A 25609-nucleotide genomic window follows, 5' to 3' on the forward strand; every position below is an offset into this window, starting at 1 on the left:
TTGTCAAAGTTCAAAACTTCGACAAAACTTCATGTTGCTCAAATGTGAAGTACAATCTTTGTAGAGCTACTTGCGTGTCCTTCGACTTCGCTCAGGATGACAATATTGCGGGAAATAGCTTTGTCAAAGTTCAAAACTTCGACAAAGCTGAATCTGAATGATAAATTTATTTTGAAGCTAAAGCAACATCAACTTCATTTTTCAAATCATTGATTCCTTCTTTCTTAAAAACAATTTTTCCGTTTTCATATAAAATTAAAGTCGGAAAAACTTTTACCGTTTTTAAATCGGCGATAACTTGCGGACTGTCTTCTAACTCAATTTCTACGATTTTCAAATTGTTGCCATATTCAGATCGAATGTTTTCGAGAATAGGTTTGACTTTTTTGCAAGGACCGCAGTATTTTGAACCAATATCAACTAAAACGTTTTTATTTTCGACAATGATTTTATTGAATTCGGCCAGCGATAATTTGCTTTTTAAATTAGAATAAAACGGTTTGCCATTTCCAATCCAATTCGCGATTCCGCCTTCTAAACTATATGCTTCGCTAAATCCGATTTTTAGAAGTTCCTTTTCTAACTGTACACTTCTTCCTGCTCCGATCGAATAAATAAAAACGGGTTTAGATTTATCTAGTTTGGCAATTTGTTGCGAATAGTTTTCAGATTGAAGATTGAAATTTACAGCGCCCTCAATATGGTTCAAAGCAAATTCTTCGGGAGTTCTAGCGTCAACAATCTGTGGATTTGTCTGGTTTTTTATTTTCGAATAAAAAGAATCTAACGATAAAGAACTATGAATTTCATTTTGCGAAAAAGCAGCAACTGCCCACAAAAAGGCAATTGCTGTTAAACTGGTTTTTAAAATTTGATTTTTCATATCCCAAATATTAAACCTGTTCTAAAACTGGCGCAGGAGTTTCTTCGGCAATAACTGCTTTTGGCTTTTGCGGAACTGCTAATACGCCTTCAGCCAAAGCACTTCCTTCCTTTTTAGATTTAAAAATCGGCCAAAGAAACTGTGCGTACCATTCTTCTTGTTTGTATGATTTCATTCCGTAAGATTCTGGATATTTACGAGTAATTAATCCAGTCCCGAAAATCATATCCCAGATAAAAAACATATTTCCGAAGTTTCCTTTAAAATGTCCTACACCGTCTCCGCTTGTATCGGCATGATGTGCATGATGCGTTGCAGGAGTAGAAATCAGTCTTTCTAAAACCCAAGCAATCGGATGTAAAACTTTGTATTTGTAAAATGGCTTATCCCATTTAATACTTGAATGCGCGCCTAATGTGATGAAACTTTTAATAACCAAAACAAACAAAGCGGGCAATCCTAAACCTAAATACGTTAGTGTTGCAGTCAAATAAATTTGAGAAAAGAAAACCGTGTAAATAAAGTTTTGTCGAGAAGCCATCGCCATTCCCATGTATGGAGCAGAATGATGTGTTCTATGAAAACGCCATAAAAAAGGCACTTGATGATGCAAACGATGGTACCAATACTGCGTTAAATCATCGGCAATTGCGATTAGGAAAAAGCCTCCCCAAAACGGAACCCATGATAATGAATTTGCCAAATTCGGTATTAAATAAGGCAAAGCTGTTAAACTGAAAAAAGCAATTATTGGAGGTAAAAGCAATTTTGGGGCAAGAAAAGAAACAATGTCAATTTTGCGTTCTTCTCCTGTCCATTCATCGTCATATAAACCTGCCGCAAATTCGATAATTCCTAGTACAATCATAAATACGATTAATCCCCACGATCTAATGTTAGCAAAAGCAGGCTGTAGAAATTGTAAAAATGGTGGTACTGTCAAATGAGATTCACTTACTGAAGCGCCACCCAATTGGAAATAAAGGTAAATTGCCAACACAGGCAATGAATAAATAAAAAGACTAATGGTCAAGTCTCTTGTCAATTTTGAATTTTGAACTGCTGCCATGATTTCTTATTTTAAAAATTGATTAATAATGGTTAATCCTCCGGCCAAAATCGCCAGCGGGACTAAAAACAAGATTATCCCAACGACAATCTTTTTTCCTATAATTTCATAATCTACTCGTTTCATATTGTTTTGTTTTTAGAGTTTCCTGCATCCCGAAGTTTCGGGACAAAACCTTGTAGGTATAATTTTTAAGACTTAGTTAAACCTACAAGGTTTTGGAAACCTTGCAGGTTGTGATGTATTAATTTGTAGTTCCTCCAGGTTTTGTAGCTTGTTTGATTAAATCAGAAACTGTTTTTCCTTTGTCAGCTCCAGTGTTGTGGATTCGTCTGTTGTAAACATCCTGCCAGTCAATCAGCGGGTATACATTGTTTTCTTTAGCTTGTTCGTCAAACAGTTTTTGAAGTTCAGCCAGTTTTTCAGGATATTTTTTTGCCAAATTATTACGTTCGTTAAAATCTTCGTTTAGATTGTATAATTCCCAAACATCAGTGTCAAAATTGCTTGGCGCAGGTTTTTCACTACTTCCTAAAGATTTTTTCACTGCAAAAGAATCTGGTAAGTGCGCGGCAGAAGCTTTCCATCCGTCTTTATAAATCGCTCTATTTCCGAAGATGTAGTAATACTGCACTTTGTGTAAAGATTCTGCTTTCGGATTGTCTAATGAAGCCTTGAAAGTCGAACCCTGAATAATATCTTGTTTTATATTTTTAATATATTCTGGAGCCTTAATTCCAGCAATATCCAAAGTCGTCGGCAATAGATCGGTTACGTGGCTGTATTGGTTTCTGATGCCGCCTTTGTCTTTAATTCCGTTCGGATAAAAAACGATCAACGGATTACGCGTTCCGCCCTCAGACTGTGCATCTTGTTTCCAGTTTTTGAAAGGAGCATTGGTTGCTTGAGCCCATCCCAACGGATAATTGGTATTTAAGCCTTTTGCCGTTCCAATTTCTCCAATGTTTTTTAAATTACTTTCAAAATTTTCTTCGTCTGTTTTTCCTTGAGAAAATAAACTTTGATTGATAGTTCCCTGTAAAGTTCCTTCTTTACTCGCTCCATTATCTCCAATAGCAACAAAAATCAATGTATTATCAAGTTGTCCGCTTTGTTTCAAATAATCGACAACTCTACCAATTTCATAATCCGTATACGTCAGGAATCCAGCGTAAACTTCCATAAATCTTGCATACACTTTCTTTTGGTCTGGAGTTAATTTTTTCCATTCTGTAATAAGCGCATTACGATCAGGAAGTACAGCATTTTGCGGAATTACGCCCAATTTCTTTTGGTTCGCCAATACCTTTTCACGGTAAACATCCCAACCTTCATCAAATTTTCCTTTATACGGTTCAACCCATTTTTCCGCAACCTGATGAGGTGCATGAACCGCTCCTGGCGCGTAGTACAAGAAGAAAGGTTTTCCTGGCGCTGCTTTCTGCTGTTTCTGAATATAACTGATGGCTTTGTCTGTAATCAATTCATTCAAATGACGGCCGTCTGGTTTAATATGAACTTGATCTTCAACCAAATCAGGATTGTATTGATCGGTTTGAGAACCTAAGAATCCATAAAAATGATCGAAACCTTTTCCAGTCGGCCAACGATCAAACGGACCCGCATCTGAGGCTTCTTCATCGGGCGTAACGCCGTATTTTCCAACCGCAAAAGTGTTGTAGCCGTTGTCACGTAAAATTTCTGCAATAGTTCCTTTATCAGATGGAACTCTTCCGTCCCAACCTGGGAAACCGGCAGAAAGAATAGTGTGAGAGAAACCGCTAACGTGAACTCTTCCAGAATTTCTTCCAGTCAACAAAGCTGCTCGGGTAGGGGCGCAAATTGCTGTTGTGTGAAAGTTGGTGTAGCGAAGTCCGTTGTTTGCCAAATTATCAAAAGTCGGTGTATTGATCAAACCTCCAAAAACACTTGCAGCTCCAAATCCGACATCATCCAATAAAATCCAAACCACGTTCGGCGCGCCTTTTGGAGCCTTTACAGGATCTGGCCAATATTCTTTAGAATCGGCTAACGTTTTACCGATTGTGCCTTTAAATTCTTCTTTTTCCTGTGCAAATCCTAATTGAGCAACTAGGAAAGCAGTAACCAAAAGTCCTTTTTTAGAACTTTTGATTGCAATGCTATTTTTAAAATTTTTCATTTTTTATAGTTTTTTAGTTATATGGTTTTAAATAATAGTCTGTTTTTTTAGGAGCTAATCCCGCTATCCGTTACAATCTTTTGTGCTCTCGTTAAAGAAACGAGACCACAAAAGGATTTCCACTTCTATCGGGGCTAGAAAATCATTTTCATAAAAAGATTTTTGTTCAATTTGTCAGGCTGAGCGAAGTCGAAGCCCACGCAATAATAATCGCCAATCTTTCTTGACAAATTAGTGCGATTTCTCGTTCCTCGAAATGACAAAATCGTATGTTTAAATATTTTAATACCCAGGATTTTGCGGCAATCCTTCTGGATTAATATTTCTCTCACTTTGCGGAATTGGATAAAGATTATTTCTTTCTGAAACAGAGTTTTTGGCCGTTACTTTTTTTACTTCGGTAACCAAAGTTCCCCATCGCACTAAGTCAAACCATCTTTGCCCTTCCTGAACAAATTCTTTTTTGCGCTCTTCCTGAATCGCGGCTCTAAAAGAAGTTTGGTCTAATCCGATTAAATCTACGGTTGCATCTGGCGTTGTGATTGCTTTTCCGAAAGCTCTTCTTCGTACCTGATTGATTAATTCGTAAGCTTCTGCAGTTGGTCCGCTTTGTTCATTTATCGCTTCCGCTAAAGACAAAAGGATGTCGGCATAACGAATAACTGGAAAGTTGATCGCTACGTTTCCAGGAGTTGCCAAATTGGTTAAATCAAGATACTTTTTGAAGATGGGTTTCGGAAATGTGTAAAGCGTTCCCGTTGCAGGATTAAGCAGCTGTTTGGCGTAACTAACATCTCTTCTTTTGTCTCCGGCTGCATAAATGTCATAAAACAAAGCAACGTCTGAGATAATATCTGCCGGTTCTGTAGCAGTGAATCCGGTAAAAGCGGTTGCTTGAAAAGTGCTTCCGCTAGAACCATTTCCAGCCTGATTTGGCTCAAATTGTACAGAGAAAATATGCTCTTTTCCGTTCTTTTTAGTTTTAGTAAAAATGTCCTGAAAATCTTCAAACAAAGCATATCCGTAACCGCCATCAATAACTTCTCTTGATTTTGCAATCGCATTTGGCCAATCTTTTCTAGTCAGATAAACTTTTGCTAAGATTGCTTTTGCAGCACCGGAAGTAGCACGTCCTGCATCTGCTGCTGTATACGTTTTGGGTAAAGCTTCAGCATCTGTCAAATCTTTAATGATTTGATTGTAAACTTCATCCACCGTAGAACGATTAGTTTTTAGATCACCTAAATTGATAGAAGTTGCTTCATGCAAAACAATCGGAACACCGCCCCAAAGACGAACTGCCTGAAAGTAAAGTAAGCCTCTAATGAATTTCGCTTCATTGATTAATCTGGTTTTAACCACTTCAGAACCAGAAACTTTCTGAATATTATCTATAGAAACATTGGCTCTGTTGATTCCCGCATAAATTTGTCTCCAAGCGACTTGAACACGGTCTGAAGTCGCATCATGCGTTAAACTGCTCAACGCTCGCACTTGCGGATTGGTAGCAGAAACTCCCGCTGCCGCATAATCTGAAGCCATGTCGGTCAAGAAATAAAGGTTTCTTCCAAACAGACTCTGTTCGCCTGGATCAAGACTTAAAGAAGCATAAACAGCCGTAACGCTCGCCACAGCATCATCTTGAGTGACAAAATAATTGTCTTCAGTTACAAAAGAGGTAGGCGTTACCTCAAGATCTGCGCACGATGTCAAAATTCCCGCGCTTAGTATAATTGTTAGGATTATCTTTTTCATTGTATTTTGCTTAGAATGTTACGTTAAGGCCAGAAATAAAAGTTTTAGAATTCGGATAAGAACCAAAATCAATTCCCGGATATAAGTTGTTTTGCTCGTATGAACTTACCTCTGGATCATAACCAGTATATTTCGTCCAGGTAATTAGGTTTTCTGCTGAGACGTAGATTTTTACACTTTTTGTTCCCAGTTTTTTCGAAACGCTTTTAGGTAAAGTGTAGCCCAAAGTGATTAATTTCAATCGTAAGAAAGAAGCGTCTTCGACGTAGCGTTCCGAAACGATTCCCAACGGAGAACTCGAAGCTCTCGGAATTTCGTTACTCGGATTCGTTGGTGTCCAACGGTCATTTAAAGTTGCGGCAGCATTGGTTCCAAGTGTAGAGATTTCTAATTGCTGATTTAAAGCATTGAAGATTTTTCCTCCGTAAGCTCCTTGAAAAGAGAAATTCAAGTCAAAATCATTGTAGGAAACCGTGTTGCTGAAACTTCCAACAAATTTGGGTTGAGAAGTGCCTAAATTTCCTTTGTCCAAAGCCGTAATTACGCCATCGCCATTACTGTCAACATATTTTCTGTCTCCCACTTTTGTATTGGCTAAACTGTTGATTTTTGGCTGCGTATTCACTTCTTCCTGAGTTTGAAAAATTCCATTGGTTTTGTATCCCCAGAAAGATCCCAAAGGCAGACCAACTTTTACAATAACAGGCTGTTGCTGCAGTAAAGAACCGTTTGGAACGACTGGAAAAAATTCATTAACACCATTTCCAATCTCGGTAACTTTATTTCGGTTAAGAGAAAACACGATATTCGAATTCCAAGCAAAGTTTTTTGTTTTTACGTTTTCAGTTGTTAAACCAATTTCGAGACCTTTATTTTCAACTCCACCAATATTTTGAAGAACTGTAGCATAACCAGAACTCAACGGAACCGGAACATTGATTAATAAATCCTTTGTTTTTTTGTAATACACATCAAAAACAAAATTGATTTTTCGGTCTAATAAGGATAAATCTAATCCAACATTATATTGATTTGTTTTTTCCCATTTCAAATCTGGATTTGCCAATCGGGTAGGAGCGAGGCCAGTGTATAAAGTCCCTCCGAAAGAATAGTTTACAGAACCCATTGAAGCAAGCGGAAGATAGTTTCCAATTTCTTGGTTTCCGGTTGTACCTGCCGTAATTCTCAATTTGGCTTCAGTTACGCCTTTAATATTGTTTGCAAATTCTTCGTCTGTAATATTCCAAGAAAACCCAGCAGAAGGGAAGTAACCCCAAAGAGATTCAGAACCAAATCGAGAAGAACCGTCGGCACGTCCAGATAAAGTGAAGTTATATTTTCCTTTATAAGAATAATTTACCCTAGCCAACCAAGATTTTAATACACTTTCATAAGCGTCGCTGTAAGGTTTTACAGGAACACCATCTTGAATAGCATTGTAAGTATTGGCATCGTTTACAAAAGTTTGGGCTCCAGCATTTGAAACTTCACCTTTTGTATATTGAAGCGTATAACCTCCTAAAGCTGAAAATTTATGGTTTTCGCCAAAATGAGTATTGTAATTAAGTGTGTTTTCATTTAAAACAGAACTTACTAATCTTTCCCCAATAGAAGCTAATCCTTTTGTACCTGCACCTGTAGTGGTGTTAGACGGAGCGTAGTAATTCTGTTTCGTATTCAATACATCACCGCTTACTGCAACCTTAGCCGTTAATTCTTTATTGAATTTATACTCGCCAAATAAACTGGTTAGAATTCTATTCAACTTGGTTTCGTTTGTCGTATTATCCAAATCATTAATAGGATTCGGAACATAACCGTTTACAGACGTTGCATACGGATTGTTGGTTACATTGTAGCTCCCGTCTGCATTTTTAATAGGAACCACTGGCGCTGTCAAAACAACACTAACCAACGGGTTCGGATTTCTTCCGGCTCCCGCGCCTCCATTTGTACCCACACCGTTTGAAATGGAGTTGGTATAATTAGCGTTCACACCAAATTTGAATTTCTGAGAATAGTTTCTTTCATAATTTACTCGAAGAGAAATACGTTTAAAATCAGATCCTAAAACAATTCCATCTTGATCGAAATATCCTGCAGAGACTGCGTATCTAGATTTTTCGTCTCCGCCAGAAAAAGATAAATTATGATTTTGAACTGGAGCTGCGGTAATAAATGCCGCAGATTGCCAATCGTAATTTCCAGAAGTTTTTAAAGCCTCGATTTGTGCAGCAGAAAAAGAAGAAGCTTGACCAATACTTGCCTGAACATCATTTCTTAAACTTGCCCATTCGCTGGCATTCATTAATCTTAGTTTTTTCGAAATATTTTGGAATCCGAAATAGCCTTGATACGAAATATTATCCTGTCCTTTTGTTCCTTTTTTAGTCGTAATAATCACAACTCCATTAGCGCCTCGAGAACCGTAAATAGCTGTTGCAGAAGCATCTTTCAGAACTTCCATCGATTCGATATCAGCAGGATTAATAGTAGAGAGAACATTTACAGTAGCTCCCGCAAAAGCTACTCCAGCCGAACTGTTGCTGTTATCATTGTAAATTAAAATGCCGTCTACAACATAAAGTGGTTCATTACCAGCCGTAATGGAATTTCCTCCGCGAATGCGAACACTTGAAGAAGCACCAGGACGGCCAGAACTTTGTGTAACTACAACTCCAGCAACAGCACCTCTTAATAGGTTGTCTGCAGAAGAAGTCACCTGAGACAAATTGGCTTTTGGAACCGAAGCGACAGAACCTGTAATGTCTTTTCTTTTCTGAGTTCCGTATCCCACAACAACCAATTCTTCCAGTTCTTGACGCTCTTCTTTAAGATTTATGATTACTGGATTTTTCTCCACAATTATTTCCAGTTTTTTATATCCGATGTAACTTATAATCAAAGTATAAGGGAATTTTTGTCCTGTCTGAAAATAAAATTTTCCTTCGGCATCTGTCACAACACCGTGAGTAGTTCCTTTAATGGTAACAGAAGCACCGATAATAGGCTGATTTGTAATATCATCTACAACAGTTCCGTCTAGTTTTGATTGTATAAGAGGTCTGGTATTCTGGGCTTGTATTCCCGCCGTTATCAAGAGTAGAAACAGCAGTATGTGTATGTTTAACTTTTTTTTCATTTCTTTGTATTGGTTTTAAGTAATTAACAAGACGCCCTGAGCACTGTTTATACAGCACTCTAAAAAGTGTTCTTGATTTAGTGATAAATGTTCTTTAAGCCTTGCCATTTCTGTTGCCGCAGAAATGGCTTTTTTTATTTACAGCAACAAGTTTGCATTGTTTTCATTTTAGTTTTTTTAGTTGTTAGTTATTTAATTTGTTGAAAAACAGGTATAGTTTCAAGAATCTGACCCACACAATTGAATGCATTGGAAAGACCTTTAGTTATAAATTCAGTAAAATTTTTAGTGGTGTTTTTAGATTTGCTTAGATTAAATTCTAAAGGCAAATTAAGGTAAGAAGATTTTTAACAACAGAAACACATATAACAAATAGTGCTATAAGTGTTTTTTTTAGGAAGAATGTAACGCGATATGCTTTCTGTTGTTTTCACAATAATAATTTTTATGGTTTGAAATATTATTTTAAACTCTACTAATCCTATAGACAAAGTTAAATTTTATATAATAAAAACCAAAAGTTTCTTGAATTATTTTTGAAAAACTTTGCTGAATAGGAGCAACTTAGAAAATTTTTTCTTTTAGAAGCCTTAATTTTAAAGGCTTTTCAATAGACAGTAAAAAAATAAGAATGTTAAATTTATTCTTTAATAAACTATAGAAATGTAGTATTATTCTTTTGGTTTAATGAGTTTAAAACTCTAAATAATTAAAGATGAGATGTGAAAAACATCTTTAAAAGCCTTTTTTTGATCTTAGCTTTAGGTATTTTTTTAAGTTCTATATGATTCTTGCATATTTATATCAAATAAAGACAAAATTATCCTTTATATGATATTTGTCATTTTTTGTAAGAATGTATGAAGGTAATTTTGATTCGATAATTGAGGGAATAGTTACTCAGTTAGAATCAAAATTAAAGCTATGAGCAATCTATCGCAATCTCACAAAATCTTATTTCTTAATACACTTGCCTTTACCATCTGTTTTGCTTGTTGGACATTAAACGGTGTCTTAATTACTTTTCTTGCAGACAAAGGAATATTCAGTTTTTCTGTTGTAGAAATGGGCTGGCTTCTTGGAATTCCTATTCTTTCAGGTTCTATTTTTAGACTTCCAATAGGAATTTTAACAGACAAATATGGAGGCAAAATTGTATTTTCTGCTTTATTAATAGCGTGTTCAATACCGCTTTTTTTACTCCCTTTCGCAGATTCTTTTTGGAGTTTCGCAGTGCTAAGTTTTTTCTTCGGGTTAGTAGGAACTAGTTTTGCTGTAGGAATTGGCTATACTTCTGTCTGGTACCCAAAAGAATGGCAGGGTCGAGCGCTGGGAATTTTCGGAATGGGAAATGCCGGAGCAGCAATTACGACTTTTGTGGCGCCTACATTATTAAATAATTTATCTGCAAATGACCCGATAAATGGCTGGAAAACACTTCCTATTATATATGCCGCGTCTTTAGTCATAATCGGAATGCTTTTTATCGCTTTCGCTAAAAACAAAACCAATCAAGGCGTTTCAAAAACCATGGGCGAATTGCTATCTCCATTAAAGAAAACCAGAGTTTGGCGTTTTGGAGCTTACTACTTTTTAGTTTTCGGTTTTTTTGTTGCCTATTCGCAATGGCTTCTTCCCAACTTTATGAATGTTTATAACACAACATTAGTGATGGGTGGAATGTTTGCCACAATGTTCAGTCTGCCTTCAGGCGTCATTAGAGCTTTTGGCGGTTATCTCTCAGATAAATTCGGAGCCAGAAAAGTCATGTATTGGGTTTTAGGTTCTTCAGTTGTAATCAGTTTTTTATTGATGTTTCCAAAAATGGAAATCATCACAGCTGGTCCAGGTGTAATGTCCCTTACAAATGGAAAAGTAACTGAAATTACAGATAATAAAATAGTTGTAAACGGAAAAATACACCAGATCAGCAATAAAAGAGAGGTAGAAACAAGCAATGAATCCGCAATTTTTCCAGTAAAAAAATCATGGCAGGAAGTTGTTGTGGAACAGAATCAAGAAGTTAAAAAGAAAGAATTATTAGCGCACGGAATAACGCAGATTAACTTCAGTGCCAATCTTTGGGTATATGTGATTTTGGTAATACTGATTGGAATTTCGTGGGGAATTGGAAAAGCCGCAGTTTACAAACACATTCCAGAATATTTTCCAAATGAAGTTGGAGTTGTCGGCGGAATGGTCGGATTAATTGGTGGTTTAGGAGGATTTTTAGGTCCGATAATTTTCGGATACCTCCTTAATTATACGGGACTTTGGACGAGTTCGTGGATATTTATCTGCTTCGTTTCTGTAGCATGTTTAATCTGGATGCACAGAACAATTATAAAGGCGATGCATAGTAAATCGCCAAATTTCACAAAACAAATAGAAGATAAACAATAAATTAAATTGAAATAAATGAAAACTTGGTTAGACAAATGGAATCCTGAAGATGAAGCGTATTGGAATGCTGACGGAAGTAAAATTGCTTGGAGAACTTTAACAATAACAACGATTACACTTGTATTGTCTTTTGCCTCTTGGTTTATGATGAGTGTAATTGCTGTGAAATTACCAGGCCTTGGGTTTAATTTCTCAAAAGATCAGCTCTTTTGGTTAACTGCAATACCTGGATTGGCAGCAGGTTTTTTAAGAATCATTCATACTTTTTTATTACCGATTTTTGGCACGCGCCACATTATATCTTTCGCTACAGCGATAAAATTAATTCCCGTAATCGGAATTGGATTTGCAATTATGAATGTAAATACACCTTTTTGGGTTTTTGCAGTTTTAGCTTTTACAACAGGTTTTGGCGGAGGAGATTTCTCTTCCTACATGCCAAGTACGAGTCTGTTTTTTCCACAGAGATTAAAAGGGACAGCATTAGGAATTCAGGCTGGAATTGGAAATTTTGGAGTTTCACTTGCCCAATTCGTAACGCCTTTAGTTATTAGTGTTGGTATTTTTGGAGCTTCGACGGTGTTTACAAGTATTGATCCTAAAGAGACAGTAGCAGTCTTTCAAAATGCCCCAATCGAAAAACAAAAGGAAGTTTTTGCAACTCTTGATTCTGAAGTGCAAACTAAAATACTTTTGAATGTAAAGAAAAATGTTATTGATTCTGTACAAACAGCAGTAAACTCAAAAGATAATGTAATTGTATTTACTTCGCTTCCAGTTAAGACAAAAGCAAAAGCCATTGCAAATGCAAATCCGAAACTAGCTGAGAAAATTTTAAATAACATTCAAAGTGAAAACACGGCAGTAAAAAACAAACCAATTTATATGCAGTCAGCTGCATTTTGGTATGCACCGTTTTTAATTATCATGGCACTGGTTAGCTGGTTTTATTTAAGAAGTATTCCAATGAAAGCTTCTGTAAAAGAGCAGTTGGATATTTTTTCTAATAAACACACTTGGTATTGTACTATAACTTATGTAATGACATTTGGAACTTTTGCAGGGTTATCTGCTGCTTTTCCGCTAATGATTAAATTCTTGTACGGAGATTTTCCAAACGCACCAGACCCTTTAGTTTATGCATTCTACGGCCCATTAATTGGTTCAGCCAGCCGAATTGCTTTCGGATTTGTAGCAGATAAGGTTGGAGGAGCTATTTTAACCACTGTAACTGGCTTAGGAATTTTGGTAGGAGCTATAATTTTAATAACTCAAGGGTTGGTTGCTCCAACAAGTATAGATCAATTTCCACTTTTTGTAGCCGTGATTTTAGCCATGTTCTTTTTTACAGGAATTGGAAATGCGGGAACTTTTAGACAATATCCAATTATTTTTAAAGAAAATCCTCGTCAGGCAGCAGGTGTTATTGGTTGGACTGCAGCAATTGCAGCTTTTGGACCTTTTATTTTTTCTAAATTAATAGGAAATAATATTTCTGCAAATGGCTCAGTAAATCAGTTTTTTATTGGTCTTGCTTTTTTTGCAATACTAGCGACAGCTATTAATTGGTGGTTTTACAATCGTAAAAATTGTGAGAAGCCAAGTTAATTAAATAATCATAAAATTTTAGTAGAGATGAAAAATAAAACATTTAATACCAAAGCGTTACTAGTAGCAACTCTAGTATCTGTGCTTATGATCGTATTCGTGTTTTTAGGATCAAGACAGCTTCAGAATTTTGATGCGGCATTAGTAACTTATCTGTTCGGAACCATCTTTGCATTCTTCGGAATTGTTTATCGATATACAGTTTGGCTGCAGCGCCCTCCGACTTGGATGTATTTCAAAAGAAGTCTTAAATTTCTTTTTACAGGAAAAGTGTTTTCTCATTTATGGTTTTTAGGAAAAGAATCGGTTCAAAATATAGCTATTCAGAAATTCATTTATCCAAGAGGGAAATACCGCTGGATAGCGCATTTTTGTATTGCAATCGGCTGTTTATCTGCTTTTGCCATTACTTTTCCGCTGACATTTGGATGGATTCACTTTACACTGGCACCGAATTCCATTTCAGTTTACGAAGCCCATTTTTTTGGTTTTAAAGTAATGGATTTTGAATTGGGTTCCATAATGGCATTTTTGACTTTTCATGCCTTAAACTGGTCCTCTTATTTGGTTATAATTGGATCTGTTTATTATTTGAGACGCCGCTTAACCAATCCAGGTTTAATTGCTACGCAGACCTTTGAAGGCGATTTACTACCACTGATTTTATTGATTGCAATTTCAGTAACAGGTTTGTGCCTGACATATTCCTATCAGTTCATGAAAGGATTTGCATTTGATTTCCTAGCCGTGATTCATGCTGTGACGGTTATTATGTTTCTGATCTGGATTCCGTTTGGTAAATTCTTCCATATTATTCAACGTCCGGCTCAGATTGGAGCACACATTTACAAGCAAGAAGGAATTAAAAAAGGAATGGCTGTTTGTCCGCATACAGGAGAAGAATTTGCAACAAAACTTCATATCGATGATTTGAAAATTGTAACTAAACAATTAGGATTCGATTTTACCCACGAAGATGGAACTTCTCATCTCGATTTAAGCCCAGAAGGAAAAAGATCACGATTAGCACAAGCACACTTAAAAGCCAGACGAGAAGGCGGAAATTTATTTGGATAGTAAAAAAAAGTTTCAAGTTTAAGGTTTCAAGTTCCACACAGAACTTGAAACTTGAAACTTGAAACAAAAAAAACTAAAATTAGACATGGCAAAACTACCAGTACAAATAGAAAAAATAATTGAAGATTTTGGACCGCATTTAAACTATGCTCCAGTTGATGGCTATGATGGAAGAGACGAACCTGATGATATTGTAAAAACACACTGCTGTTTCTGCGGTATGCAATGCGGCATACAATTATCTGTAAAAGACAATAAAGTGGTGGGTTTTGAACCTTGGATGGAATTTCCTTTCAATGAAGGCCGTCTGTGTCCAAAAGGAGTGCAGCGCTATCTTCAAAACAACCATCCCGACAGACTTTTACATCCGCTTCAAAGAGTGGAAGGGAAAGGCTTTGAAAAAATTTCATGGGATAATGCGATGGATAAAACCGTTTCTGAAATTAAAAGAATTCAAGAGAAATACGGCAAACATGCTTTTTCGATGCTTTCTGGAGTTTCGTTAACTAATGAAAAAAGCTACTTGGTTGGAAAATTTGCCAGAGTAGCTTTAAAAACAAGAAATCTGGATTACAACGGACGCCTTTGTATGGTAAGTGCTGGCGCGGGAAATAAAAAGGCTTTTGGCTTGGATCGTGCATCCAACAATTATTCAGATTTAGAATATGCCGAGGTAATTATTGTGACAGGAGCCAATATCAGTGAGACTTTTCCAACTTTAACCCATTGGATATGGAAGGCCAGAGATCGCGGAGCAAAATTAATTGTAATTGACCCAAGAATGATTCCTTTGGCAAGAACAGCCGATATCCATCTCGATGTAAAACCAGGAACAGATTCTGCTTTATATGGCGCCATGCTGAAATATCTAGTGGATCACGACATGCTCGATCATGATTTTATTGATAATCATACTTCTGGGTTTCAGGAAACGATTGATGCCGTAAAAGACTATACTTTAGAATGGACAGAAGAAATTACAGGAATTGATAAAGAAAAAATAAAAGCTGCGGCCGAATTATGGGGTAAAGCAAAAACAAGCTTTTTATTGCATGCAAGAGGAATTGAGCATCACTCAAAAGGTGTTGATAATGTGGTGGGATGCATAAATCTGGTTTTGGCGACAGGCAGAATCGGAAAGCCATATTGTGGCTACGCAACCATTACAGGACAAGGTAATGGTCAGGGAGGAAGAGAGCACGGTCATAAATGCGATCAATTGCCTGGAAACAGAGACATTGAAAATCCTGTGCATCGACAATATATTGCGGATGTTTGGGGAATCAGAGAAGAAGATTTACCGCGTACAGGACTTACAGCTTATGAAATTATTGAAGCCATTCACAGAGATGAAATAAAAGGGTTGATTTCAATCTGTTTCAATCCGCTGGTTTCGCTTCCCAATAATAATTATGTGCGCTCTGCTCTTGAAAAATTAGAGTTTTACGTCTGCATAGATTTCTTTTTGAATGAAACCGCGCGCCACGCCGATATTGTTTTGGCAGGATCCTTACAGGAAGAAGAAGAAGGAACCACAACTTCTGCAGAAGGACGCGTAATTAGAATCAGACAAGCGGTCACGCCTCCGGGAGAAGCTCGAACCGATACTTCTATATTATTGGAAATCGCTGAAAGATTGGGAGAAAAAGACAAATTCAATTATCAAAACAGCGAAGAAATTTTCAATGAACTTCGTGTGGCTTCAAAAGGAGGGACAGCAGATTATTTCGGAATTACCTATAAAAAAGTAGAAGACAATATGGGTGTTTTCTGGCCTTGCCCAACCGAGGATCATCCTGGAACTCCTAGATTGTGGGAAGACAGGAAATTTAAAACTCCAGATGGAAAAGCGCATTTCAATCCCGCACCATACAAACTTCCTGGCGAAGTTACCGATGAAGAATATCCTGTAACATTAACAACCGGACGCGTAGTTTCGCAATATTTAAGCGGAACACAAACACGAAGAATTGGAAAATTGGTAGATCAGTTTCCAGAACCGATGTTGGAAATTCACCCAGAAATGGCTCAGAAATACAATATTCAGCAGAGAGAACTGGTGAAAGTTTCAACCCGAAGAGGAGAAGGAATTTTTCCTGCCAATATTGTAGAAACCATTCGAAAAGATACCGTTTTTATTCCATACCACTGGCCAGGGAAAAAATCGGCCAATCAATTAACGCCTGGAACATTAGATCCAATTTCTAAAATTCCTGAGTTTAAAGTATGTGCGTGCAAATTGGAGCCACAAGGAACAATTGCGCCACCAGCTAAAGAATCTGAAGCTTACGCAAGTATTTAATCTATAAAAAGAACTTTATGAATTTAACCAATTTTAATACAAGCGAAGAATTTTTTGTAGATATGCAGCGCTGTATTGGCTGTAAAGCCTGTGAAATGGCTTGTGCTGAATGTGAAACAAATGGTCAGCAGACTCTTATTAGTGTAAATTATGTAGATCGTGCATCAACCATTCAAACCACGGTTCAGGTTTGCATGCATTGCGAAGATCCAGTTTGCGCTAATGTATGTCCTGCGGATGCTATTTCTCAGGACGAATTTGGTGTGGTTCACACTGCAAATACAGAAAGATGCATTGGCTGTTCTAACTGTGTTATGGCCTGTCCGTTTGGAGTTCCGAAAAAAGTCGAAGAATACGATTTGATGATGAAATGTACAATGTGTTACGACAGAACAAGCGTAGGTAAAAAGCCAATGTGCGCAACAGTTTGCCCTAGTGGTGCTTTATTCTATGGTACTAGAGAACAGATAGAAGAAATGAGGCCGAATAGTACACCGATCAATAATTTCATTTTTGGAAAAGAAAAAGTAAAAACTAAAGTCAATATCATGATGCCAAAAGGCAGTACAGAATTAAGAATTTATTAAAAATGGAGTCATGTCTAAAGAAGATAATTTAAATCAGAACTGGAAAAAAGATTTTCCGATAAAAAAACAAGAATCAACTCAAGTCAGCCGACGCGATTTTGCTAAATTCTTAACTTTTGTTTCAGGAGGATTAATGGTTGGAAGCGGTTTTGTTACCGCCAAAGCTTTTTTAATGCCTAAAGAAGAAGTGGAAGGGGAGCATTTTATTTGTAATAAAGAAGATATTCCTGTTGGCGGAACAAGAGGTTTTGTTTTAGAAGGCAGTACGATTCCGTATATTTTGATTCATTTAGAAAGCGGAGATTTTAGAGCTTATGAACAAAAATGTACACATCTTTCTTGCTCCGTATTCTACAAACCTGGAACAGGAATTATACATTGCCCTTGCCACGAAGGATCTTTTGATGCAATGACCGGAGATGTACTTGCTGGACCGCCGCCTCGTGCCTTGCCTCAATTAGAAGTGTTTTTTAAAGAAAACGCTGTTTTTGTTAAATCATTAATTGAAAAGAAAGACAGTTAATTTAATTTTTGAATTATGAGTACGTTTAGAAGAAGTCAGAATAGCGCCAACCCAAATAAACTGAACAATATACTTTCGACATTAATTTTTATTTTAATTCTTAATGTCAGCATTCAGATTTGGCTTTTGTACGCCTCTTTGAATAATGCATTAGATAATAATAAAGAAATTTTAATTCCTGCTTTTATAGCTTCTGCAATTTTATTTTTTATTGGTTTCTCGTGGCTATATTATCTTCCTAAGGGAAATTTTAAAAGGAAATAGAACGAATTCTTAATTTAAAATAGCTATTTTGTGTTTTTATAAAAGTTTTGAAAATAAATGCATTAAATTTATAATTCTAAAATAAAATTAGAACTAAATAGATTTTAAATAAGTAAAAGTACTTATATTTGTATAAGTATTTTTTGCTTTTAATAAGATAGCATAATGATTAAAGTTGAAGAAGCCATCGCTATTATTGAGGCAAATAGCACGAAAATGCCAACAAAACAGATTGCTGTTAGTAAAGCGCTGGGATATATATTGGCAGATAAAGTAATCTCGCCAATAAATATGCCACCATTTCGTCAATCAGCGATGGATGGATACGCTTTTACACACAGTATTCGACATCAATACGATATAGTTGGGACTTCGCAAGCTGGAGATCATTCGAATATAAAATTAAAAGCAAGCGAAGCGATCCGAATTTTTACTGGCGCTTATGTTCCTGACAATGCAGATACAGTTGTAATGCAAGAGCATGTAATGGCAAATGAAAATTCAATTTTGATTGCCACAATGCCAGATAAATTAGCAAATGTGCGTCCTAAAGGGGAGCAAATTGCTAAGAATGATGTAGTTTTTGAAGCTAATACTTTAGTCACTCCAGCAGCAGTTGGATTTTTAGCTTGTTTAGGAATTACTGAAGTTGAGGTTTATAAAAAGCCGAAAGTAGCCATTTTGGTTACTGGAAATGAATTGGTTGCTCCAGGTGAGAAACTTACAAAAGGAAAGATATTCGAAAGTAACTCGATTATGCTTCAGGCTGCGCTTCAAACTATTGGAATTGAAAAAACGAAAGTGTACAGAGTAAAAGATAATTTGAAAGCAACGAAAAAAGCTTTAAAAGAGATCTTGAAAAAAAATGATATTGTTTTGATTTCCGGCGGAATTTCAGTTGGAGATTATGATTTTGTAAAGGAAGCTTTGTTGCAAAATGATGTAAAAGAGCTTTTCTATAAAATCAATCAAAAACCAGGAAAACCAATGTTTTTTGGTTCAAAAAATGAAACTCTGGTATTTGCGCTTCCAGGAAATCCTGCTTCATCGCTTACAAATTTTTATATTTATGTAGCGCCGGCGGTTAAGTATAGAATGGGTTTTGCAGCAATTCATAGACCAAAAGTAGTTCGAAAACTAAATTCTGATATTAAAAACAATACTGGAAAAACCTTGTTTTTAAAAGCAAAATATGACGAAACCAATGTGACGGTTTTAGAAGGTCAAAGTTCTGCAATGCTGAATACATTTGCTGTAGCGAACAGTTTATTAATTGTTCCCGAGAATATTGAAGAGTATAAAAAAGGTCAAGAGGTCGTTTTATTGCCAATTGATTAGATTTTTTAGAGAATAGAATAAAGAAAAGAGAATATAGAACAAAGAGAATAGATTTTATGGTGGATGATAAAAAGCGCTGTATAAATAAAAACATATAGCCAGTAATTTCCATATCGATTGGGAAAACTTGAAACCTGAAACTTGAAACAAAACACAAAAAAACAAAAAACAATAAATGAACTTATTAAGCTCAGAAAATATAGTCCTATTTAGTTTTGCTTTAATTGTAATTGCATTTTTATATTCAAGTGTAGGACATGGCGGAGCTTCGGGATATTTGGCATTGATGAGCATTTTTGCATTTCCGATTTCGATTATGAAACCATCGGCTTTGTTGTTGAATTTGTTTGTTTCGAGTATTTCATTTTGGTTTTATTACAAGAATAATTATTTCAAACCCAAACTGTTTTATCCATTTGCAATTGCTTCGATTCCAGCAGCATTTATTGGTGGCTTTATAACTTTAGATAATACGATTTATAAAATAATTTTAGGAATTGTATTGGTTTTTGCAGCATTGAGACTGTTTGGAGTATTTAATTTTAAAGAAAAAAAAGAGGTAAAAATCAATCTTCCGTTTGCTTTGGCAATTGGTTTTTGCATCGGATTATTGTCTGGAATGCTGGGAATTGGCGGCGGAATTATTTTGAGTCCGATTCTATTGTTTTTAGGATGGGCTTCGGTTAAAGAATCGGCGGCGATTTCAAGTTTATTCATTTTTGTGAATTCTTTCGCAGGAATGTTAGGGTTCTTTTTAGGAGGAAAAACAGTGCCAATGGAAAGTTTTTATTTGGTTCCAATTGCAATTGTAGGAGGAATGCTAGGTGGATTTTACGGAAGTGGCTCTTTCTCAAACAGAACATTAAAAATGGTTTTAGGAACTGTGATTTTAATGGCAAGCGTTAAATTGATTTTTCCTTAAATAATGAAATGTTGTGGAAAATCTAAAATAAAAATTAACCGCAAAGTACGCAAAGTTCTTTATCTGAAATGATTCTATTGAAGATAGTAAAGTTCGCAAAGCTTTGTGTTGATTTAGCTTTGCTAATTTGAATAAAAATTTATTACAACATAATGAACATTGCCTACGGTTTCAACCGTGGGAACGCATTGTAAATCACCTCTGCGAATCATTGTGTTCCCACGGTTGAAACCGCGGGCTAAGGTAAAAAAGAGAAGGAATGACAAAGATTGGGAAAACTTGAAACTTGAAACTTGAAACTTGAAACAAAAGAAAACCTGAAACAAAAAACTATGAAAACACTATCAGTATTTATTCTTTGCGGCGGAAAAAGCACCAGAATGCAATCAGAGAAAGGATTGGTTTTGTTTCAAGATAAGCCATTCATTGAACATATCATTCAGGCGATTTTACCAATTACAGATCAAATTAAATTGATTACGGCATCAAAAGAATACGATTATTTGCAGTATGAAAAAATACCGGATCTTATTGAAGATAAAGGCCCGCTGGGCGGAATTTACACTGCATTATCACATTCTGAAACTAAGTTTAATCTGATTTTAAGCTGTGATATTCCGTTAATTTCAACAAAATTATTACAAGAATTAATTTCAAAACATACCAAAGAAGCTGGAATCACAGTTTTTGCTTCGGAAAGCAAAACACATCCATTAATTGGAATTTATTCTAAAAATATTCTTCCAGTTATAAAAGAAGCGATTGATTCTAATGAACTAAAGATGATGGATTTGTTGGCAAAACTGCCTCATCAGATAATCAATATAGAAGAAAGTGAAAACTTTCCTTTAACCAATATTAATTCGGCAGACGAATTAAACGACCTGAATATCAATTTAACTTAAAGACTATGCGAAATTTAAAAACACCAAAATTGACGATTGTAGGCGCAGGTCCAGGCGATGTTGAATTGATTACGCTAAAAGCAATTAAAGCTTTAAAAAGTGCCGATGTAGTTTTGTACGATGCTTTAGTAAACGAAGAATTACTGGATTATGCATCAAATGCAGAAATTGTTTTTGTTGGAAAACGATTAGGATGTCACGCTTACACGCAAGATCAGATTAACGAATTGATTGTTTCAATGGCAAATCGTTACGGTCATGTGGTGCGTTTAAAAGGAGGAGATTCTTTTGTTTTTGGAAGAGGAAGTGAAGAAATTGATTATGCGGTGAAATTTGGTTTGGAAACGGCTGTTGTACCGGGAATTTCTTCTGCATTGGGCGTTCCGGCTACTGCAGGAATCAGTTTAACACAGCGTAAAATTGCAGAAAGTTTTTGGGTTATAACAGGAACAACTTCGAATCACGAATTATCAAAAGACATTCATTTGGCCTCAAAATCAGCTGCAACTGTAGTTATTTTGATGGGAATGCATAAATTAGAAGAGATAATTTCAATCTATCAAGAAAATAGAAATGATGATTTACCGATTGCGATTATTCAAAACGGAACAAAAAATTCAGAACAAAAAGTAATCGGAACTATTAGTACAATTACTAAATTGGTATCCGATAAAAACATTTCATCTCCAGCTATTATTGTGATTGGTGAGGTGGTGAAAAACACATCAAAATTGACGGAATATTTTCAGGAACATTTTGATGATGAATTCATTTTTCAGAATTTAAATTTATAAAAATGATTGAAGTTAAATATTTTGGAGCTGTAGCTGAAAAAACAAGATGCGAATTCGAAAAATTGTCTTTTTCAGAAGAATTATCACTGCAAAAATTATTGCAGGATTTAGACGAAAAATATCAATTGGAATCGCTTACTTTCAGCGTTGCGGTAAATCAAAAAATAGTTTCAAAAGCAAGCGATTATACATTACAAACCAGCGATGTTATTGCTTTGTTGCCACCATTTGCTGGAGGTTAAAAATAAATTTATGAGTGGAACGGCACGATATAACAGACAAATCATACTTCCTGAGATAGGAGATGTCGGCCAGTACAAATTGCTGAAATCTAAAGTTTTGGTAATTGGCGCTGGAGGTTTGGGCGCTTCAATTTTGCCCTATCTGGCAGGTGCTGGAGTGGGCGAAATTGGAATAGTAGATGATGACGTTATCGAAGTTTCTAATCTGCACAGACAAGTTATTTACAAAACTTCGGCGGTTGGAAAAGGAAAAGCTGCAGAAGCCAAAGCCATGATTGCAGAATTAAATCCGCTTATTCAAGTGAATGTTTTTGCAGAGAAATTGTCTGGAAAAAATGCCATTTTCTTATTTGAAAAATACGACATTATTGTTGATGCAACAGACAATATTGCAATTAAATATCTGATAAATGATGCTTGTCTTGTGACCAATAAACCGATGGTGTACGGATCTATTTTTAGATTTCAGGGACAAGTTTCGGTTTTTAATTATCAAAATGGGCCAACATACAGATGTTTATATCCAGATGAAAAAGCAAATGCGCTAAATTGTGAAGATGCAGGAGTAATAGGTGTTTCGGTTGGAATTATCGGAATGTTTCAAGCTAATGAAGTCCTAAAAATAATTCTCGGAAATGGAGAAATTTTAAGCGGAAAAATATTGGTTTATAATATGTTGAAAAATGACCAGCAAAAGTATGATTTTGAGAAAAGCTCTACTTTAGAAATAACTAAAGTAGAGTTTGAAAGAAAATATAATTCAGCTGAAAATCAAATAGAAGAAATTAAATTTGAGCTTCTTTTGAATGAAATAGAAAATGAGGAAGTTCTTTTTTTAGACGTTCGAAATGAAGACGAACTGCCAAAAATAAAATTGAAAAATAGTATTCAGATTCCGTTAATGAATTTAGAGAATGAAATTGAAAAATTGAATTCAAATCAGATCATTTACGTTTTCTGTCAATCTGGAATTCGAAGTAAAATCGCGGCTGAAACGCTTCAGAAAAATCAATTTCAAAAGGTAAAAAGTGTTATTGGCGGAGCTTTGGCAATGAAAAATTTATTAAAAGAAGAAAAAAAGAATAGCCACGAATTCACGAATTAATCTAATACTTTACGTATCGATTTTAAAAAATAAAATTAGTGAAATATCAATTACACCAATTTATTACGAAATAATTCGTGAATTCGTGGCGAATAAAAATATAAAAATGAGTAAAAATGTATTTGTAGAAGGACCAATCTCGCCTGAGTTTATAGCAGAATCGATCGCTAAACACCAATCTAAACATACGATTGGAGCGCATAATATTTTCTTGGGGCAAGTTCGCGCGGACGTGATTCACGACAATACAGTTGTTGCTATCGATTATTCGGCATATAAAGACATGGCAAATGAAGCGTTATATGCAATTCGAGAAAAAGCCTTCGCTAAGTTTGATTTAACCTGCATGCACATTTATCACAGTTTAGGCGTTGTAAAAGCGGGCGAAATCTGTCTGTTCGTTTTTGTTTCGGCTACACGACGCAAACAAGTTTATGAGGCCACAGAAGCCATTGTAAACTGGATTAAAACCGATGTGCCGATTTTTGGTAAAGAAATGTTTGAAAACGATACATTCACTTGGAAACAAAATACCTAAGAAACTATAATGGTAGATATTACGCATAAAATAAACACTTTAAGGAAAGCAACTGCGACTGCAATCGTAAAAGTCAGCAAACAAGAAACGATTGATGCTGTTGTCAATAACTTGGTGCCAAAGGGAAATGTGTTCGAAATGGCCAAAACGGCGGGATTATTTGCAGTAAAAAACACGCATTTATCCATTCCAGATTGTCATCCGCTTCCAATTGAATTTACTTCTGTAGAATACAATATTGAAGGCTTGGAGATTCATATTATTTTCAATGTAAAAACCGTTTACAAAACGGGAGTTGAGGTTGAGGCGATGCACGGAGCGTCTATTGTTGCTTTGACCATGTACGATATGTTGAAACCGATTGATAAAGAAATCGAGATTTCGACCATCAAATTAATAAATAAAGAAGGCGGAAAATCTTCGTTTAAAAATAAATTTTCGAATGCAATTAAAGCAGCGGTTTTCGTTTGTTCCGATTCGATTTTCGCAGGAGATAAAGAAGACCGATCTGGAAAAGTTATTGTAGAGAAATTGGATTCATGCGGAGTTGAAACTTCTCATTATGAAATTATTCCAGACGAATTGGATATTATTCAGGAAAAAACTAAGGCTTTCGCTAAAGAAAACCAGCTCGTTATTTTTACTGGAGGAACGGGATTATCTCCCAGAGATGTAACGCCCGAAGCTCTAGAACCATTATTAGATAGCAGAATTCCAGGAATTGAAGAAGCTATTCGCAGTTACGGCCAGCAAAGAATGCCGTATGCGATGTTGTCTAGAACAGTTGCGGGAACTTTAGGTAAAACTGTAATTTTGGCTTTACCAGGTTCTACAAATGGAGCGAGAGAGTCAATGGATGCAGTTTTTCCACATCTTTTGCACGTTTTTCATATTTTAAAAGGAAAAAATCATGACAGCCTCTAACACTATTTTGACGGATGGTTTTGGGCGCAAGCACAATTATCTGCGCATTTCGCTGCTGGAAAAATGCAACCTGCGTTGTACATACTGCATGCCAGCTGACGGAATCGCACTTTCTCCAAAAGCAAGTTTAATGACGGCTGAGGAAATTTTTGCCATTGCCCAGACTTTCGTAAATAATGGTGTTGACAAAATAAGATTAACAGGAGGAGAACCTCTGTTGAGAAAAGATTTTCCTGAAATTGTTTCGAAATTAGCAGCGCTTAATATTTCGCTTTCCATCACAACAAACGGAATTTTAATTGACCGTCATATTGAGGTTTTAAAGCAGTTTAAAGTCAAAAAAATCAATTTGAGTTTAGATACTTTAATTGCATCAAAATTTCATTCGATAACGCTTAGAAATCAGTTTGAGAAAGTAATTGATAATTTGCATTTACTTTTGAATAATGATTTTAAAGTAAAAGTTAATGTCGTTTTAATGAAAGGTTTTAATGATAACGAAATTGTTGATTTTGTAAAACTGACTCAGTTTCTGCCTATTTCTGTACGATTTATTGAATTTATGCCTTTTGCAGGAAACGAGTGGGATAGAAGTAAAATGGTGTCTCAGAAAGAAGTATTGTCTTTTGTAAATACTCATTTTGATGAAAATCAGGTGGAGAAACTAGAAGACGAAAAAAACTTCACAGCAAGAACCTATAAAGTAAAAGGCTTTCAAGGTGATTTTGGAATCATCAGTTCGATTACCAATCCGTTTTGTGACAGCTGCAACCGCATCCGCTTGACGGCAGACGGAAAAATAAAAAACTGCCTTTTCTCCAATTCAGAAACCGATTTGTTGACTGCTTTTAGAAATGGAGAATCTATCACCGATTTGATTTCGGAATCCATTCAAAATAAAAAGAAAGTAAGGGCAGGAATGACTACAATTGCTAAGATAAATGACCCTACGCTTCACTCTGATAATCGCAGCATGATTTCGATAGGGGGGTAATAAAAAAAGAACCCAAAGGATTCTTTTTAAGTCTTCCAAATTGGAATTTCGAATTTAAAATATTGGAATTTTC

At 35.8% G+C, this 25609-nt stretch carries 21 protein-coding genes; 16 read left to right on the top strand and 5 right to left on the bottom strand.

Features of this window, described 5'->3' with window-relative positions; translation table 11 throughout:
- Positions 1-166: 166 nt before the first annotated feature.
- From ACWA1F_RS20310 to ACWA1F_RS20330, 5 genes are all read right to left on the bottom strand, one after another.
- The gene (locus ACWA1F_RS20310) at positions 167-883 is read right to left on the bottom strand and encodes a thioredoxin domain-containing protein (RefSeq protein ID WP_456896411.1); all 717 of its coding nucleotides are present in this window, start codon (positions 881-883) and stop codon (positions 167-169) included.
- Between the two features lie 10 nt (positions 884-893).
- A complete protein-coding gene (locus ACWA1F_RS20315) occupies positions 894-1952 on the bottom strand; it encodes a sterol desaturase family protein (RefSeq protein WP_456896413.1) in 1059 nt (352 codons plus the stop codon).
- A 244-nt stretch (positions 1953-2196) separates the two neighbouring features.
- The gene (locus tag ACWA1F_RS20320) at positions 2197-4113 is read right to left on the bottom strand and encodes an arylsulfatase (RefSeq protein WP_456896415.1); all 1917 of its coding nucleotides are present in this window, start codon (positions 4111-4113) and stop codon (positions 2197-2199) included.
- Between the two features lie 282 nt (positions 4114-4395).
- The gene (locus ACWA1F_RS20325) at positions 4396-5868 is read right to left on the bottom strand and encodes a RagB/SusD family nutrient uptake outer membrane protein (protein WP_456896417.1); all 1473 of its coding nucleotides are present in this window, start codon (positions 5866-5868) and stop codon (positions 4396-4398) included.
- A 10-nt stretch (positions 5869-5878) separates the two neighbouring features.
- Positions 5879-9010, bottom strand: a complete 3132-nt coding sequence (locus ACWA1F_RS20330) for a SusC/RagA family TonB-linked outer membrane protein (RefSeq protein WP_456896419.1) — start codon at positions 9008-9010, stop codon at positions 5879-5881.
- Positions 9011-9934: 924 nt separating this feature from the next.
- Here ACWA1F_RS20330 and ACWA1F_RS20335 point away from each other — a divergent pair.
- From ACWA1F_RS20335 to moaA, 16 genes are all read left to right on the top strand, one after another.
- Complete coding sequence (locus ACWA1F_RS20335; protein ID WP_456896421.1) at positions 9935-11413, top strand: MFS transporter; 1479 nt, start codon at positions 9935-9937, stop codon at positions 11411-11413.
- A 15-nt stretch (positions 11414-11428) separates the two neighbouring features.
- Positions 11429-13021 carry a magnesium transporter MgtE N-terminal domain-containing protein gene (locus ACWA1F_RS20340; protein ID WP_456896423.1) on the top strand — a complete coding sequence of 531 codons (1593 nt, stop codon included), beginning with the start codon at positions 11429-11431 and terminating at the stop codon, positions 13019-13021.
- 27 nt (positions 13022-13048) lie between these two features.
- Positions 13049-14098: an MFS transporter gene (locus ACWA1F_RS20345; RefSeq protein ID WP_456896425.1), complete on the top strand. Its 1050-nt coding sequence runs from the start codon at positions 13049-13051 to the stop codon at positions 14096-14098.
- An 85-nt stretch (positions 14099-14183) separates the two neighbouring features.
- A complete protein-coding gene (locus ACWA1F_RS20350) occupies positions 14184-16400 on the top strand; it encodes a molybdopterin oxidoreductase family protein (protein ID WP_456896427.1) in 2217 nt (738 codons plus the stop codon).
- A 17-nt stretch (positions 16401-16417) separates the two neighbouring features.
- Positions 16418-16987 carry a 4Fe-4S dicluster domain-containing protein gene (locus tag ACWA1F_RS20355; RefSeq protein ID WP_306159910.1) on the top strand — a complete coding sequence of 190 codons (570 nt, stop codon included), beginning with the start codon at positions 16418-16420 and terminating at the stop codon, positions 16985-16987.
- Positions 16988-16997: 10 nt separating this feature from the next.
- Entirely contained in the window at positions 16998-17510 is a 513-nt protein-coding gene (locus tag ACWA1F_RS20360; RefSeq protein WP_456896429.1) for a QcrA and Rieske domain-containing protein, read from the top strand.
- Positions 17511-17525: 15 nt separating this feature from the next.
- Positions 17526-17774, top strand: coding sequence for a DUF6755 family protein (locus ACWA1F_RS20365; protein ID WP_306159906.1), 249 nt, complete (start codon positions 17526-17528; stop codon positions 17772-17774).
- A gap of 165 nt (positions 17775-17939) precedes the next feature.
- Positions 17940-19112 carry a molybdopterin molybdotransferase MoeA gene (locus ACWA1F_RS20370; protein WP_456896432.1) on the top strand — a complete coding sequence of 391 codons (1173 nt, stop codon included), beginning with the start codon at positions 17940-17942 and terminating at the stop codon, positions 19110-19112.
- Positions 19113-19287: 175 nt separating this feature from the next.
- On the top strand, positions 19288-20034 hold the full coding sequence (locus tag ACWA1F_RS20375) for a sulfite exporter TauE/SafE family protein (protein WP_456896434.1): 747 nt from the start codon (positions 19288-19290) through the stop codon (positions 20032-20034).
- A 332-nt stretch (positions 20035-20366) separates the two neighbouring features.
- The gene (locus tag ACWA1F_RS20380) at positions 20367-20939 is read left to right on the top strand and encodes a molybdenum cofactor guanylyltransferase (RefSeq protein ID WP_306159900.1); all 573 of its coding nucleotides are present in this window, start codon (positions 20367-20369) and stop codon (positions 20937-20939) included.
- Positions 20940-20944: 5 nt separating this feature from the next.
- Positions 20945-21733 carry a uroporphyrinogen-III C-methyltransferase gene (gene cobA / locus ACWA1F_RS20385; RefSeq protein ID WP_456896436.1) on the top strand — a complete coding sequence of 263 codons (789 nt, stop codon included), beginning with the start codon at positions 20945-20947 and terminating at the stop codon, positions 21731-21733.
- 2 nt (positions 21734-21735) lie between these two features.
- Positions 21736-21975 carry a MoaD/ThiS family protein gene (locus ACWA1F_RS20390; RefSeq protein WP_306159896.1) on the top strand — a complete coding sequence of 80 codons (240 nt, stop codon included), beginning with the start codon at positions 21736-21738 and terminating at the stop codon, positions 21973-21975.
- 10 nt (positions 21976-21985) lie between these two features.
- On the top strand, positions 21986-23080 hold the full coding sequence (locus ACWA1F_RS20395) for a ThiF family adenylyltransferase (protein WP_456896438.1): 1095 nt from the start codon (positions 21986-21988) through the stop codon (positions 23078-23080).
- A gap of 106 nt (positions 23081-23186) precedes the next feature.
- Positions 23187-23618: a molybdenum cofactor biosynthesis protein MoaE gene (locus tag ACWA1F_RS20400; RefSeq protein ID WP_066034044.1), complete on the top strand. Its 432-nt coding sequence runs from the start codon at positions 23187-23189 to the stop codon at positions 23616-23618.
- A 9-nt stretch (positions 23619-23627) separates the two neighbouring features.
- The gene (gene moaCB, locus ACWA1F_RS20405; protein WP_456896441.1) at positions 23628-24542 is read left to right on the top strand and encodes a bifunctional molybdenum cofactor biosynthesis protein MoaC/MoaB; all 915 of its coding nucleotides are present in this window, start codon (positions 23628-23630) and stop codon (positions 24540-24542) included.
- Positions 24529-25536 carry a GTP 3',8-cyclase MoaA gene (moaA, locus tag ACWA1F_RS20410; protein ID WP_456896443.1) on the top strand — a complete coding sequence of 336 codons (1008 nt, stop codon included), beginning with the start codon at positions 24529-24531 and terminating at the stop codon, positions 25534-25536. Before moaCB ends, moaA begins: the two co-directional genes overlap by 14 nt.
- Positions 25537-25609: the final 73 nt, after the last annotated feature.

This window comes from Flavobacterium erigeronis, from assembly GCF_054075165.1.

Excerpts from the sequence above, each read along its gene's own strand:
- ACWA1F_RS20315 (WP_456896413.1), bottom strand. The coding sequence starts at position 1,952 with ATGGCAGCAGTTCAAAATTCAAAATTGACAAGAGACTTGACCATTAGT.
- ACWA1F_RS20345 (WP_456896425.1), top strand. The coding sequence starts at position 13,049 with ATGAAAAATAAAACATTTAATACCAAAGCGTTACTAGTAGCAACTCTA.
- ACWA1F_RS20320 (WP_456896415.1), bottom strand. The coding sequence starts at position 4,113 with ATGAAAAATTTTAAAAATAGCATTGCAATCAAAAGTTCTAAAAAAGGA.
- ACWA1F_RS20325 (WP_456896417.1), bottom strand. The coding sequence starts at position 5,868 with ATGAAAAAGATAATCCTAACAATTATACTAAGCGCGGGAATTTTGACA.
- ACWA1F_RS20400 (WP_066034044.1), top strand. The coding sequence starts at position 23,187 with ATGAGTAAAAATGTATTTGTAGAAGGACCAATCTCGCCTGAGTTTATA.
- ACWA1F_RS20370 (WP_456896432.1), top strand. The coding sequence starts at position 17,940 with ATGATTAAAGTTGAAGAAGCCATCGCTATTATTGAGGCAAATAGCACG.
- ACWA1F_RS20340 (WP_456896423.1), top strand. The coding sequence starts at position 11,429 with ATGAAAACTTGGTTAGACAAATGGAATCCTGAAGATGAAGCGTATTGG.
- ACWA1F_RS20335 (WP_456896421.1), top strand. The coding sequence starts at position 9,935 with ATGAGCAATCTATCGCAATCTCACAAAATCTTATTTCTTAATACACTT.
- moaA (WP_456896443.1), top strand. The coding sequence starts at position 24,529 with ATGACAGCCTCTAACACTATTTTGACGGATGGTTTTGGGCGCAAGCAC.
- ACWA1F_RS20390 (WP_306159896.1), top strand. The coding sequence starts at position 21,736 with ATGATTGAAGTTAAATATTTTGGAGCTGTAGCTGAAAAAACAAGATGC.
- ACWA1F_RS20360 (WP_456896429.1), top strand. The coding sequence starts at position 16,998 with ATGTCTAAAGAAGATAATTTAAATCAGAACTGGAAAAAAGATTTTCCG.
- cobA (WP_456896436.1), top strand. The coding sequence starts at position 20,945 with ATGCGAAATTTAAAAACACCAAAATTGACGATTGTAGGCGCAGGTCCA.
- ACWA1F_RS20395 (WP_456896438.1), top strand. The coding sequence starts at position 21,986 with ATGAGTGGAACGGCACGATATAACAGACAAATCATACTTCCTGAGATA.
- ACWA1F_RS20365 (WP_306159906.1), top strand. The coding sequence starts at position 17,526 with ATGAGTACGTTTAGAAGAAGTCAGAATAGCGCCAACCCAAATAAACTG.
- ACWA1F_RS20350 (WP_456896427.1), top strand. The coding sequence starts at position 14,184 with ATGGCAAAACTACCAGTACAAATAGAAAAAATAATTGAAGATTTTGGA.
- ACWA1F_RS20310 (WP_456896411.1), bottom strand. The coding sequence starts at position 883 with ATGAAAAATCAAATTTTAAAAACCAGTTTAACAGCAATTGCCTTTTTG.
- ACWA1F_RS20330 (WP_456896419.1), bottom strand. The coding sequence starts at position 9,010 with ATGAAAAAAAAGTTAAACATACACATACTGCTGTTTCTACTCTTGATA.
- moaCB (WP_456896441.1), top strand. The coding sequence starts at position 23,628 with ATGGTAGATATTACGCATAAAATAAACACTTTAAGGAAAGCAACTGCG.
- ACWA1F_RS20375 (WP_456896434.1), top strand. The coding sequence starts at position 19,288 with ATGAACTTATTAAGCTCAGAAAATATAGTCCTATTTAGTTTTGCTTTA.
- ACWA1F_RS20355 (WP_306159910.1), top strand. The coding sequence starts at position 16,418 with ATGAATTTAACCAATTTTAATACAAGCGAAGAATTTTTTGTAGATATG.
- ACWA1F_RS20380 (WP_306159900.1), top strand. The coding sequence starts at position 20,367 with ATGAAAACACTATCAGTATTTATTCTTTGCGGCGGAAAAAGCACCAGA.